Genomic DNA, 12889 nt, shown 5'->3' with positions numbered 1-12889 from the left:
CCCGCGGCCAGAGCCGCGAGCCCTCGATTTCCCCTTGTGCCTTTCCCCAAAGGCGGCCCGCCCCAACGGGCCTCCTCGACAGTAGAGCCGGGCTCTGCATCGGCACATCCTCCTCGCGACGGATGCCACTCACTCTTCCGGCGGGGCCGGCCGGGAGCCGCGGGAGGCCGACGGCGCTTCCTGCTCCGCCGAGGGCATCCCCGAGAGCCGCCAGAGCACGGCGACAGCCACGATCGCCCCCGCGGTCGATTCGACGGCCACTCCGGCCGCCGCGACCAGGTGCGGGTGGTACGCGGTGTCGAGATGCTCCGGCTCCGATCCTGCGAGGATCACTCCGGCTGGCACGACCATCGCGAGCAGGATCGTGGTCCACGCCGCGACGCGCATCCGCCCCCGCCGATCGGCCGTCACGGGCCGGGGTCGCCGCGAGACATACCAGACGAGCGCGGCGATTCCCAGGCCGAGGAGGCCTACGAGCGCGCTCCCGTACTGGAGCCACAGGTAGCCCGGCAGCGAGCCGACCTCGCGCCGCAGGAACGGGATCGCCGCGACGAACGGTCCCCGCGAGTAGGTGAAGCCGTCCCACAGCACGTGGGTCGCCGCACCGATCATCACGCCGACGGAGGCGCGGAGCGTCGTCACGGTGACCGCGCGCCAGCCGCTCGGCGGGGTGGGGGCCGGACGGAGGCGTGCCCGCACGAACGCCGGCGCGAAGTCGCGCCAGGCCGGTGCCACCAGTGCCCGCCAGAGCAAGAATCCACCGAGGCCCAGCAGCAGGTCGATTGTCACGATGCCCAGCAGGCTGTGGGTCAGGGAGGCGACCGCGCCGAGCGACACGGCGACCGCATCGGGGACCACGGCGCCCAGAGCGACGGCGGAGGCGGGGATGCGTCCGTTCCGGAACGCCAGCGCAACGACAGCGTGGCTCGGCATGAACGGCATAAGTGCACGGTATCCCGCGCATCGCGCTCGGAACGTGGAGACGGAAAACAGCGGCGCAATCTGTCGGGTCGCTCACCGAGCACTCTCCGTGAGTGCTGCCGCGGCGGAGCGCAAGGCCGCGCGCAGCCGGGGCGCGAATGGTAGGACTGGGGCATGAGCAACGACATCCGAGACCTCGCCGAGGGCGAGAGCTACCTCGCCTTCTTCCAGGGCGGCCCGTTCGACGGCCAGACCGAGAACCGCGTCAGCACCGAGGGAGGGTACGAGAAGGAGGTGGACGTCTACGCCGCCGTCGACGGCCAGGAGACGCACCTCGTCTATGCCGCGGTGGCCGCGAAGGAGGTCGGCGAGGCGGTCCACGTGACCTACTCGATCGACACGCCCGACTCCGACCCGATCGACGACCCGGAGGACCGTGGCGGCGGGTTCCAGTAGCCGACGCTTCGTCGACGCCGTCCTCGGCACGCTCGATCCTCGATCGGAGCATGTCGGGGGCGGCGTCTCCGTCTGAGGGCGCCATCTCTACGCGCCAGACGCGCCAGTCCACGGTAATCAGGTATAACGAGTTTAATCTGATGCTTCCTCAAATGGCCGCGGAGCTCGCTCCGCCCTCCTCCGCCGGGAGCGTCAGTGTCCTCTCCGTCCCACCCCACCTCGTTCCGACTCGCGCCGCCTCGACTCACCGCCACCCGACCGGAGCGCTCATGCCTCCGGTGACGCTGCTGCGCGATGCCCCCGCCCTCGGCTGGCTCCGGGCCAGAGGCATCGGCGTCGACTCCGGTCCGCACTTCGATCTCGTGGGCCAGGAGGCGCTGCTGCCCGGCGCGAGAGTCCGCCGGCTCTGGCATACCCCTGCGACGCTGCAGCATCCCGCCACGAGCGAGCACGCGCCGGGCGCGCTCGTCGCGCTCGTGCCGCTCGAGGGGGCCTTCACGATCGCGAGCGGAGGCGATGCCGCGATCGTCGGTCGCGGTCGCGTCGCAGTCCTCCCAGGAGGCGCGCCCGTCGCGATCACCACCGGCGCGCCCGCCTCCCGACTCGAGCTGCTCGTCCGACCGGCCGGGCTCGACTCCGCGCTCCCGAGCAGGCTCCTCGTGTGCTCGTCCGCGGCGGTACCGGTCCTCTCCGCGACCCTCAACGCTCTCCTCGAGGCGAAGATCGAGCCCGGCGACCCGGCGCGCGTGGGCCTGTCCGCGGCCCTCGGGGGGCTGCTCCGTGCCGTGCTCGGCGAGGCTGTCCGGGGCTGAGCCGGCGAGGAGGCGACGGCCGGCCGCAACCCCGATCCGCTCCCGGGCCCCGGCGTCGTGCCGTCAGGAGAGCCTCGTGAGCACTGCCCGCGCGATCCGGCGCCCCGAGCGGTTGGCGCCGATCGTCGAGGCGGTCGGCCCGTACCCCGCGAAGAACACCCGCGGATCCGAGACCGAGGCGCCGTCGACGACCGCGACGCCTCCTTCGCGCTCACGCAACCCGAGGGGCGCGAGGTGGCGAAGCTCGGGCCGGAACCCCGTCGCCCAGATGATCGTGTCGGCGCGGGTGAAGGAGCCGTCGGGCCAGCGCACCCCATGCTCCTCGATCGACGAGAACATCCCCCTCTCGCGCAGCACCCCTCGCTCGATCCCCGCGACGACCCTTCGCGTGCGCTGCACGCCGGTGCCGCCCACGATGCTCGGGAGGGCACGGCCGGCGCGAGCCGCGCGATCCTGCTCGGCCACCGCCTCCGCCGCCGACTCGAGGGCGAGCTGCTCGCCATCGTGGTAGACGACGGGACGCCGCGTCGCCCAGGTCACCGTGCGCGCGACCTTCTCGAGCTCGAGGAGGAACCCGATCGCCGAGGTGCCGCCTCCCACCACGACCACGTGCTGATCGGCCAGATCGGCCGCCCGCACATACTCGGTGGTGTCGAGGTGCCGCCCCGCGAACCGGTCTCGGCCGGGAGAGGAGGGCACGAACGGCGAGCCCCAGGTCCCGGTCGCGTTCACGAGGATCCGCGCGTGTTCCGTGCCCCGCTCGGTCTCGACGACGAGAGGCGCCGAGAGGTCGCCCGGAGTCGCGCTCGTGACCCGCTTGACCGCCTCGGGGCGCCGCACAGCGAGACCGAACGCCTCCTCGTAGCGGCCGTAGTACTCCGAGACCACGTCGCGTGCGGGGCGGGCACGGTCCGCGGAGGCGAAGGAGAGGCCGATCCTGTCCATACCCGGAAGGTCGTGGACGCGGTGGGCGGAGCCCAGCCGCAGCGCCTCCCAGCGGAACTGCCACGCGCCTCCCGGTCGCGGCGAGCGATCGAGGACGATCACGTCGGAACCCGGCTCGAGACCGAGACGGCGCAGATAGTAGGCGACGGAGAGCCCCGCCTGACCGGCGCCGACGACCACGACCGGACGCAGTTCGAGCGCACTGTTCACGGTGCTCCTGACACGGTCGCGGAACGGCGGTCTCCCGCCTCGGTGAGGCCAGGGGTGGCGGGTGCCCCGTCTGCTAAACTACCGGCTAGATTTCATCTTTCCCTGTCTGCTCTTTATCCCCAGCCGGCTCACCGCCCGTCTGGCCTGTCATCGTGAGGGGGTCACCCATGGGGCGCGGCCGTCAGAAGGCAAAGAACACCAAAATCGCTCGTGAGCTGAAGTCATTCAGCCCGGCGGTCGATTACAGTGCGCTCGAGCGCGAGCTCAGCCACCCGGACGAGCCGGACTACTCGAAGTGGATCGACGCCGACGACGAGGGCGACGACACCGACCTCCTCGAGGAGCCGCACCAAAAGCGTGCGTGACTCGCCGTCGCCAGCGGGGTCGCTCGGTTCGAGCGACCCCGCTGCGCGTGCCGAGACGGGCGACCCGTCGGCCGTCCGGCAGCTCTCGACCAGGGTCGCCTACGAGACGCCGTGGATCCGGGTGCACGAAGACGAGGTGCTCTGGCCGGGCGGCGTCACCGACGTCTACTCCTTCGTCGAGCGTGACGACTACGCGCTTGTGCTCCCCCGGGAGGGCGAGGGGTTCTGGCTCGTCGAGCAGTACCGCTACCCCGTGCGTCGTCGCGCCTGGGAGTTCCCGGCCGGCAGCTGGCCCCACGGCGCGGCCGGCGGAGACGCCGTCGCCCTCGCGCGCGCCGAACTGCGCGAGGAGACGGGTGTGCGAGCAGGACGCCTCCAGCACCTCGGCCGCCTGGACGAGGCATACGGCTTCGTCGCGCAGGCGGTCGACGTGTTCCTCGCCGAGGATCTCGAGCACGGCGAGCATGAGCGGGAGGAGACCGAGCGGGACATGGTGCAACGCTGGTTCTCGGACCGCGAGGTGACCGAGCTCGTGCGCACCGGCGCGATGGTCGGGACCTCCTCCGTCGCGGCGCTCGCGCTGTTCTGGATGCATCGCGGAGTGCGCTGACCTCGCGCCGATCACGTGCGCGGGGAGACGCGCGCCCGACCGCTCAGCCCGCGTACGACCCGACCAGACGCACCGCGCCTCCGTCGACGCCCTTGGCGCCCTGCTCGAAGCCCTCGAACGAGCGCTCGCCCGTCGACACTCGCCCGGCACGCCACGAGGGCACCCCGGAGCGTTCCAGGCGCGCGATCACCCCGTCGGCTGCGTCGGCCGCCACGACCGCGAACATCCCGATGCCGAGGTTCCAGGTGCCTTCGGTGCTCTCCAGTGACGCTCCCGACATCGCGGCGAGGGCGCGGAACACCTCCGACGGGCTCCAGCTCGAACGCTCGACCTCGACCCAGGAGCCGCGGGGGAGGACGCGCGCGAGGTTCGCCGCGATACCGCCTCCGGTGACATGGCTGATCGAGTGGACGGCGGGGCCGAGCTCGGGGTCGCCGAGCACGTCGAGCACCGGTCGGGTGTAGAGCCGGGTGGGCTCGAGCAGCACTTCGCCGACGACCCCGCCCAGCTCGACGGAATGCTCGGTGAAGCCGATCCTCTGCTCGGCCAGGATGTGGCGCACGAGCGAGTAGCCGTTCGAGTGCAGCCCGGAGGAGGCCATCGCGACCACGGCGTCTCCGTCGCGCACGCGGTCGGCCCCGCGCACCTCGTCGGCCTCGACGGCCCCCACGGCGGCTCCTGCGACGTCGTAGTCGTCGGCCCCGAGCAGGCCGGGATGCTCGGCGGTCTCGCCGCCGACGAGCGCGGTGCCGGTCGCGGAGCACGCCCGCGCGATACCGGCGACGATGTCGGCGATGCGCGCGGGCACGACCTTGCCGCACGCGATGTAGTCGGTCATGAAGAGGGGGCGGGCGCCGACCACGACGATGTCGTCGACGACCATGCCGACGAGGTCCTGGCCGATGGTGTCGTGCTTGTCGATCGCCTGAGCGAGGGCGACCTTGGTGCCGACACCGTCGGTCGAGGTCGCGAGCAGCGGAGCACGGAAGCCGTGGAGGAACGAAACGTCGTAGAGGCCAGCGAACCCCCCGACTCCGCCGAGCACATGGCGGTCGTGCGTCGCCGACACCGCCGACTTCATCAGCTCGACCGCGAGATCCCCCGCCGCCGTGTCGACTCCTGCGCGGGCATAGCTGCTCGTCTCATCATTCACGCGACGACCCTACCGACTGCCCACGCCCCCCGTCTCGCGACAGCTCGCGAGAGGCGCCTCAGCAGGCAGATCGGAGGCGGCGCCCGATCTCGACCGCCTCACGGCATCTCCTGAGCCCCCTGCGGCATCGTCGATGCATGACCCTCACGCCGGCGCGCGCCGCCGACTCCGACGAGCTGCGCCGTTTCCTCCGGGCGGCCGACCTCACGCTCGCCGGCCTCGACGACCCGTCGGTGCGCCTCTGGATCGAGCGCGACCCCGCCGGCGAGATCGTGGGCAGCACCGGCTACGAAAGCAGCGGTCGCCACGTGCTGATCCGCAGCGTCGCGGTGGCGGCAGGCCGACGAGCCTCCGGTGCCGGCTCACGCCTCGCCCGGTTCGCGATACAGGACGCGTCAGCGCGCGGAGCCGAGCGCGCCTGGCTGTTCTCGAGACGCTCCGGCCCTTTCTGGCGCACGCTGGGCTTCGCCCCCGCCGACCGCGAAGCGCTCGCCGCCGCGCTCCCGGAGGCGCACCAGGTGCGGCTGTTCCTCGCGACCGGCCAGTTCGAGCGAGAGGTCGCCTGGTCGCGCCCGCTCGGCGACGACGATCACCGTCCGCCCAGCGCCTCGGCCGCGAGCTCCGCGAGGAGGTGATCGCGCTCCTCCTCGTGCGCGGTGATCGTGACCACGGCGTCGCCCGCGATCAGCACGTACTGGCCGTAGAGCCCGTCGAGGCGCCGACATGACCCCGGGCCCTTCCAGAGCGCCAGGCCGTAGTGCTCGAACGGCGCCGGCGCTCCCGTCTCTCGCCACGGCTCGCTCATCCGGTCGATCCAGCGGCCGTCGACGAGGCGCTGCCCGCGCCAGAGTCCGCGGTCGCGGAGCAGCCGGCCGATCCGAGCGAGTCCCCCCGTCCGCAGCTCCAGCCCGCTTCCGCCGACGATCCAGCCCGCGGGGCAGCGCTGCCATCGCAGATCCTCGATGCCGAGCGGGGCGAACAGCCGCGGCTCGAGCCAGTGGGCGACATCGCCCACCACGGCTCCGAGCATGCGCATCGCGGCATACGTGCTGGCGTCGCTGTAGTGGAAGACGTCGCCCCTCCCCACCGAGTCGCGACCGAGCATCTCCTGCGCCAGATCCGGCCCTCCGACGGGCTGATCGGCGAACCACGCGAAGTCGATCCCGCTGCGCATCGCGAGCAGATCGACGACCGTCACCTCGCCGACCCCGGTGCCCAGTCGCAGCGCGGGAAGCAGCTCGGCGACAGTCGACTCCGCCGCGAGCACGCCTTCGTCGATCGCGATGCCCACGGCGAGCGCGCACACTCCTTTGGAGGCGGAGTAGACGTTCGCCCGCTCTTCACCTCGCCAACGGTGCTCCGTCTCCTCCTCGCCGACGGCCACATGCACGCCGTGCGCGGCGAGCCCCTCGGCGTCGATCCGTGCGACGAGGTGGGCGAGGACGGAGGAGGCGGACATCCGAGCAGTCTCGCAGCCGAGCCATCCGGCTCCGAGTCGGCTCCGGCGATTCCGCCGACCGGCGCGGCTCGGCGCTGTGCCGCACGGGCGAATCCGCCCGGGGCGGCCATTAGGGGATGCGTCCCGAGCGTGTCAGGATGGACCGTCATCCCCCCTGCTATCCCCTTGGGAGCCCCTCCGGCATGTGCGGAATCGTTGGAATCGTCTCCTCTGGACCCGTCAACCAGTCCATCTACGACAGCCTCTCCCTCCTGCAGCACCGCGGCCAGGACTCGACGGGCATCGCGACCGCCGACGGCAGCACGCTGCACATCAAGAAGGCGGCCGGCCAGGTCCGGGAGGCGTTCCGCACCCGCGACATGCGCTCGCTGCTGGGCACGATGGGCCTCGGCCACGTCCGGTATGCCACGAAGGGCAACGCCGAGCGCGAGGAGGAGGCGCAGCCGTTCTACGTGAACGCGCCATACGGCATCATCCTCGTCCACAACGGCAACCTGACGAACACGCGCGAGCTCACCGAAGAGCTCTTCCGCGTCGACCGCCGCCACCTCAACACCACCTCCGACACGGAGCTGCTGGTCAACGTCCTCGCCAACGAGCTCCAGGCGTCGATGTCGGGCCGCGACCTCGACGCCGACGAGGTGTTCGACGCGGTCGCGCGCGTGCACGAGCGCGTCGAGGGCTCCTACGCGACGATCGCGCTCATCGCGGGAGTCGGCCTGCTCGCCTTCCGCGACCCTTTCGGCATCCGCCCGCTCATCGTCGGCCGCCGCTACACCGTGAACGGACCTGACGACTGGGTGGTCGCCTCCGAGTCGCTCGTGCTCGAGGCGCAGGGCTTCGAGATCGTGCGCGATGTGGCTCCGGGCGAAGCGGTCTTCATCACGCCCGACGGGCAGATGGCCAGCCGCCAGTGCGCGAAGGACCCGCGTCTCATCCCGTGCTCGTTCGAGTACGTCTACCTCGCGCGACCGGACTCCGTGATGTCGGGCATCTCGGTGTACGAGGCTCGGCTCCGCCTCGGCGACCGCCTCGCCGACACCATCGCGCAGTACACCCCAGGAGGCGCGATCGACGTGGTCATGCCGATCCCCGACTCCTCACGCCCCGCGGCCATGCAGGTGGCGCAGAAGCTCGGGATCGAGTACCGCGAAGGCTTCTACAAGAACCGCTACGTCGGCCGGACCTTCATCATGCCGGGCCAGGCGGTGCGCAAGAAGTCGGTGCGACAGAAGCTGAACGCGATGTCGAGCGAGTTCAAGGGCAAGAACGTGCTGATCGTCGACGACTCGATAGTGCGCGGCACGACCTCGAAGGAGATCGTGGACATGGCCCGGGCGGCCGGCGCGAACACGGTGACGTTCGCCTCCGCCGCCCCGCCCGTGCGCTACCCGCACGTCTACGGCATCAACATGCCCTCCCGGCAAGAGCTTGTCGCCCACAATCGGCGCATCCCCGAGATCTCGGCGGCGATCGGTGCCGACTACCTGATCTATCAGGAGGTCGCCGACATGAAGGCGGCGATCCTCGAGGGCTCCGAGGTCACGGACCTCGAGATGAGCTGCTTCACGGGCGAGTACGTCACCGGCACGGTCACCCCGGAGTACCTGGACTGGGTGGAGCGCACACAGCTCAGCTGACGGCCGCGACCCTCCTCGGGAGGACACGGCGCGTGGGTCTGTCGCGACCCTGCACAGCCGGCCGCGCGACGCAACGGGTGCCGGAGACCGAGCGACGCCTCCAGGATCGACGAGTGCGCACGCCAGGCGTACCCGACGAGGAGACTCCCGTGATCTACCGCATCCTGCCTTTCCTGCTCACGTTCATCGCGAAGCGGATCTCGACGTCACGGAAGACGAAGCGCGCCACCGCCGAGCGGGGGACCACCACGAATCGTCGACCGGCGCGCGGCCGTCGCCACTGAGGCAGCGTCCGCGCGGTCAGCGGCCGACGAAGCCAGACGGCTCCTCGGGGTCAGCCGCGGGGTCACCGGGCGGGTCTTCGCCCGCGAGCGACTCGGCCTCGTCCTCCGCGAGCGGCTCATGCTCGACGACCCGCTCGGCGGTCACCCGCACGACCCGCCGACCGACGAGGCGATCGAGCACCACGACGACGAGCGCCGCGAGGGCTCCGAAGAGGGTCACGAACAGCAGCAGATTGAAGCCGAAGACCTGCCCGCGCGAGAATCCCTCCGTCTCGGGCAGCGCGAAGGTCAGCACGAAGGCGGCGATCGCGCCGACGCCCGCGCCGAGGGCCAGGATCCGCCACACCCGAGGGGATCGACGCACGTCGACCTCCTCGCGGGTGACCTCGGAGCGCGGCGAAGAGTCGAGCGGATCGGTCATGCCTTCATTCTCCCTCGCCCTGAGGACGTCCACGAACCTCCTCAGGCCGCGTGGACCAGGCGCCCCGCCTCCGCCCGCAGCTCGCGCACCACGGTGCGCACGGAGAGACGCTCGGCTCGGTCGGGCCGCATCAACGCGACGATGTGCCGCACCGAGTGCACACCCCGGAGCGGCTTGACCACGACCCCCGCGCCTCCCGCCGTGTAGCGCGGAAGCACCGCGATGCCGAGACCGGCCGCGACGAACGCCTCCGTCACGCGAGTGGAGGCGAAGCGCTGCTCGACGCGCACTGCCTCGCCCGAGGCGGTCTCGATCTCTTGCATGATGCGCTCGAAGGGAAAGCCGTCGGGCACGCCGATCCAGGTCTCGCCCACGAGGTCGGCCGCCGACACCGTCGAGCGCTGAGCGAGTCGGTGCCCGACCGGGAGACCGATGTCGAGCGGCTCGACCATCAGCTCGGCCATGGCGAGCCCGCGCCCGGCCCACGCACTGCGACCGGTGGGCGAGTGCGCCAGGACGATGTCGAAGTCGGCCGTGAGATCGGCGAACTCGTCCGTGCCCGGATCGGCGTCCTCGCACTGCACCACGAGCCCCTCGACGCTCCGCAGTGCGACGAGGGCGTTCGGGAGGAGCATCTGGCCCGCGGTCGGGAACGTCGCGATCGTCACCTCACCGATCGGGTTGTTCTTGAAGGTCTGCCACACGGCGTCGGCGCGCTCGAGAGCGATGGCGATCTCCGTGGCGCTGCGCGCAAGCTCACGCCCCGCAGCGGTGAGGACGACCCCGCGGCCGGAGCGCTCGATGAGCGGCACCCCCGCCTCCCGCTCGAGCACCTTGAGCTGCTGCGAGACCGCGGAGGCGGTGCGGTGCGTGGCCTCCGCCACCGCCGTGATCGAGCGGCGCATGGAGAGTTCTCTGAGCAGTTCGAGCCGACGGACATCCATGAAGGAAAACTACACGTCAGGGCAAGAACAGTTCGATTGTCCTAAGGAACAGACCGCCTCAGAGTAGACGTTGTACCCAGTATCACGGCGGAGGAATCGAACCCCGCCACAACGAAAGGCAGAACACTCATGAGCATCGCAATCCTCGTCGTCCTCGGTGGGATCGCCGCGTGGGGCACGGTGTCGACGGTGCTGATCGCCCGCCGCGACGGCTACCGCCAGGTTCCCGCCCAGCACTGAGCCGGCCCTCCCGCGCCCGCGCCGTCCCCCCGCCTTCGGGGAGACGGCGTTCTCGCGTTCACGGAGGGAATCGTTCCGCGCCCGCGCGCACGAGGAACGCCGAAGGGCCCCCGACCGGAGTCGAGGGCCCCTGCGACGAGTCGCCTACTTCGATGCGGCCCGACGACGCACTCGCGCGACCGTCATGCCGACTCCGAGCAGGAGCGCGGCGATGCCGGCGACGAGCGCGGGCGTGGCGTCCACCCCGGTCGAGGCGAGCTGCGCGGTGTGACCGCCGGACACACCCGGGAGCACAGGGGGCTGCGTCGACGGGGTCGTCGGGATCACGGTCTCCGTCGGAGTCGGAGTCGGAGTCGGTCCGGCGGCCACCGTGAGGGTCGAGAGGACCGAGACCTTGGTCGTCGGCAGCACGAAGGAGAGCTCGTGCTCACCCGGCGCCACCCCGGCCACGGAGAAGCTCACCGAGGCACGGCCCTGCTCATCCGTCGTGTCCACGATGCCGTGATCGATGGGCGCGCTCGCGACCCGCTGACCGTCGACGAACACCTGCACCTCGTCGTCCCGCACCGCCGAGTTGTTGACGTCGAGCGAGGACAGCTCGTACGAGAGGGTGTCCGAGCCCTCGACACTCGTGTCGACGATGCCGATGGAGCGGGAGGCGGGATCGGGCGTCACCGGCGAGAACGCGGCCATGTACTCCGTGAAGGCGGTGAGGTCGACGCGGCCGGAATCGGCCTTGTCTGTGCCCGTCCCGAGCGCGGTGAAGTTGTCGCCTCCCGCACCGAGGAACGAGTTGGTGACGACCTTGAAGCTCTGCTCGTCGGTGATCCGCTCCCCCTTGAAGAAGACGCCCGTGATGTGCGCGCCCACCTCCGCGGTCGGGTCATAGGTGTACGAGAGGTCAGCCGAGATGCCCAGGTGCAGCTCCGGGCGCGACTTGCCCGGCTGCCACTGCTGCTCGAGCACGGCCTTGATCTGCGCACCGGTCAGCGTCTCAGTGACGAGGGTGTTGGCGAACGGCTGGACGATCGCCGCCTCCTTGTAGGTCACGTTGCCGTCGGGGTCGCCCTCGCCAGAGGAGACGTAGCTCAGGTCCTGCCTGATTCCGCCGGGGTTCATGAAGGCGATCTGCGTGCCCAGGTCGGCCTGCGTCGCCCACAGCTGCGCGTCGGCGACGAGATTGCCGATCGTCGACTCAGCGCCCCGGTTCTCGCTGCCGTTCGACTGGACTCCGCGACGCACGTCGGCGGTGATGGAGCCGATCGAGACGGCGCCCTTGACGTTCGCGATGTCGACCGCCTTCTGCACGAGGGCGGCCACCTTCTGGCCCTCGGGGGTCGAGTCGGCCGCGTAGATCGGCGAGTAGACGGTCGAGACGACTCCCGTCTTGGGGTCGGTGACCGAGACGGGCTGGAGAAGGTCGACCAGGTTCGAGGTGATCGAGGCGAGCGACTTGGTGGCGGGGTCCACGCTCAGCTGGAGGTGGCCGAGGTAGGTGCCGTAGCTGCCGGTCTGGAGGACGGGCAGCGTGTTCCCGCCGACGGTCACCTCCTTGTCGTACGCCTGATGGGTGTGACCCGAGACGATGGCGTCGACGTTCGCACCCACTCCGTCGACGATCTTTCCGAACACCGACGCGGGATCCGTGAAGTCGACGTCGGGAGACGCGGCGCCCTCGTGCATCACGACGATGACGACATCGGCCTCGAGGTTCTTCTGCTTCTGCGGCACCGCGGCATCGTCGCTCTGGTCGATCCCGTCGTGCAGACGGGCCGTCTCCTCGTTGACCGACTCGACGATCGGCGCGACGTCGAGGGTCGCGATGCCGTCGGGGCTCACCAGGTACGGGAGGTCCTCGGTGGTCGCGCCGACGAAACCGACCTTCACGCCGTCGAAGTCCCGCACATAGGACGGGGCGTACGCGTGCTCGTGCGTGTCCTTCTCGAGGAGATTGGAGGAGATGTACTCGTAGTCGGAGCGCGGCACGATCCGGTCGTCGAGGTCGTCGCGGCCCTTGTCGAGCTCGTGGTTGCCGACCGCGCTCGCGCTGAGACCGATCTCGTTGAGGGCGTCGATCGTCGGCTCGTCGTTCTGCACGAGCGAGGTGAAGGTCGACGCGCCGACGTTGTCCCCCGCCGAGACCAGGATCGACTCCGGGTTCTGCGCCGTGAAGGTCGAGAAGGCCGAGGCGATGGAGGCGGCGCCGGCGGTGCTCTGCGAGACGGACGAGCCGGCGGTTGCCTCGAGACGCCCGTGGAAGTCGTTCATCGTGTAGACGTCGATGACCTTCTCGTCGGCCGCCACCGCGGGAGCCGCGCCGAGCAGCGCTGCGCCGGCGATCGCGCCGACCGCTGTCACGGAGAGGATTCGAGAGAGGCCGTGTCGGCCTGAGGAGGTGCTGCGCATCGTGTGGAGGCTCCAAGCATCGA

The 12889-nt window shown here is 70.7% G+C and carries 14 protein-coding genes; 7 read left to right on the top strand and 7 right to left on the bottom strand.

Features of this window, described 5'->3' with window-relative positions; genetic code table 11:
• Nucleotides 1-129: 129 nt before the first annotated feature.
• Nucleotides 130-942, bottom strand: coding sequence for a DUF4184 family protein (locus ITJ45_RS11035; protein WP_194610379.1), 813 nt, complete (start codon nt 940-942; stop codon nt 130-132).
• 153 nt (nt 943-1095) lie between these two features.
• Between ITJ45_RS11035 and ITJ45_RS11030 the strand changes: the two genes are divergently transcribed.
• Nucleotides 1096-1377 (top strand): oligoribonuclease, encoded by a 282-nt coding sequence (locus ITJ45_RS11030; protein WP_194610381.1) that lies wholly within the window; start codon nt 1096-1098, stop codon nt 1375-1377.
• Nucleotides 1378-1529: 152 nt separating this feature from the next.
• Entirely contained in the window at nt 1530-2189 is a 660-nt protein-coding gene (locus ITJ45_RS11025) for a hypothetical protein (RefSeq protein ID WP_194610383.1), read from the top strand.
• 63 nt (nt 2190-2252) lie between these two features.
• On the opposite strand, the gene ITJ45_RS11020 is transcribed toward ITJ45_RS11025, so the two are convergent.
• The gene (locus tag ITJ45_RS11020) at nt 2253-3344 is read right to left on the bottom strand and encodes an FAD-dependent oxidoreductase (RefSeq protein WP_194610385.1); all 1092 of its coding nucleotides are present in this window, start codon (nt 3342-3344) and stop codon (nt 2253-2255) included.
• Nucleotides 3345-3511: 167 nt separating this feature from the next.
• Here ITJ45_RS11020 and ITJ45_RS11015 point away from each other — a divergent pair, with 167 nt between their 5' ends.
• Together ITJ45_RS11015 and ITJ45_RS11010 are read left to right on the top strand one after the other, a co-directional pair.
• Nucleotides 3512-3709 (top strand): DUF3073 domain-containing protein, encoded by a 198-nt coding sequence (locus ITJ45_RS11015; protein ID WP_194610387.1) that lies wholly within the window; start codon nt 3512-3514, stop codon nt 3707-3709.
• Nucleotides 3702-4319, top strand: coding sequence for an NUDIX domain-containing protein (locus ITJ45_RS11010; RefSeq protein ID WP_194610390.1), 618 nt, complete (start codon nt 3702-3704; stop codon nt 4317-4319). Before ITJ45_RS11015 ends, ITJ45_RS11010 begins: the two co-directional genes overlap by 8 nt.
• A gap of 43 nt (nt 4320-4362) precedes the next feature.
• Here ITJ45_RS11010 and purM read toward each other — a convergent pair whose 3' ends face one another.
• Nucleotides 4363-5472 carry a phosphoribosylformylglycinamidine cyclo-ligase gene (purM, locus tag ITJ45_RS11005; protein ID WP_194610391.1) on the bottom strand — a complete coding sequence of 370 codons (1110 nt, stop codon included), beginning with the start codon at nt 5470-5472 and terminating at the stop codon, nt 4363-4365.
• Nucleotides 5473-5609: 137 nt separating this feature from the next.
• Between purM and ITJ45_RS11000 the strand changes: the two genes are divergently transcribed.
• Entirely contained in the window at nt 5610-6107 is a 498-nt protein-coding gene (locus tag ITJ45_RS11000) for a GNAT family N-acetyltransferase (RefSeq protein ID WP_194610393.1), read from the top strand.
• On the opposite strand, the gene ITJ45_RS10995 is transcribed toward ITJ45_RS11000, so the two are convergent.
• On the bottom strand, nt 6062-6931 hold the full coding sequence (locus ITJ45_RS10995) for a serine hydrolase domain-containing protein (protein WP_194610395.1): 870 nt from the start codon (nt 6929-6931) through the stop codon (nt 6062-6064). The genes ITJ45_RS11000 and ITJ45_RS10995 overlap by 46 nt on opposite strands.
• A 182-nt stretch (nt 6932-7113) precedes the next feature.
• On the opposite strand from ITJ45_RS10995, the gene purF reads away from it, so the two are divergent.
• Nucleotides 7114-8571, top strand: a complete 1458-nt coding sequence (purF, locus tag ITJ45_RS10990; RefSeq protein ID WP_194610396.1) for an amidophosphoribosyltransferase — start codon at nt 7114-7116, stop codon at nt 8569-8571.
• 113 nt (nt 8572-8684) lie between these two features.
• The gene (locus ITJ45_RS10985; protein ID WP_194610398.1) at nt 8685-8855 is read left to right on the top strand and encodes a hypothetical protein; all 171 of its coding nucleotides are present in this window, start codon (nt 8685-8687) and stop codon (nt 8853-8855) included.
• Nucleotides 8856-8871: 16 nt separating this feature from the next.
• Here ITJ45_RS10985 and ITJ45_RS10980 read toward each other — a convergent pair whose 3' ends face one another.
• From ITJ45_RS10980 to ITJ45_RS10970, 3 genes are all read right to left on the bottom strand, one after another.
• Nucleotides 8872-9276 (bottom strand): hypothetical protein, encoded by a 405-nt coding sequence (locus ITJ45_RS10980; protein ID WP_194610400.1) that lies wholly within the window; start codon nt 9274-9276, stop codon nt 8872-8874.
• A gap of 41 nt (nt 9277-9317) precedes the next feature.
• Complete coding sequence (locus ITJ45_RS10975) at nt 9318-10220, bottom strand: LysR family transcriptional regulator (RefSeq protein WP_194610401.1); 903 nt, start codon at nt 10218-10220, stop codon at nt 9318-9320.
• A 384-nt stretch (nt 10221-10604) separates the two neighbouring features.
• Nucleotides 10605-12818, bottom strand: coding sequence for a bifunctional UDP-sugar hydrolase/5'-nucleotidase (locus tag ITJ45_RS10970; RefSeq protein ID WP_323743022.1), 2214 nt, complete (start codon nt 12816-12818; stop codon nt 10605-10607).
• Between the last annotated feature and the right edge of the window lie 71 nt (nt 12819-12889).

The sequence above is a fragment of the Rathayibacter sp. VKM Ac-2879 genome, from assembly GCF_015351245.1.
Lineage (GTDB): Bacteria > Actinomycetota > Actinomycetes > Actinomycetales > Microbacteriaceae > Rathayibacter.
Note: the sequence above shows the minus strand (reverse complement) of the source record. Positions and strands in the feature narration are given on the sequence as shown.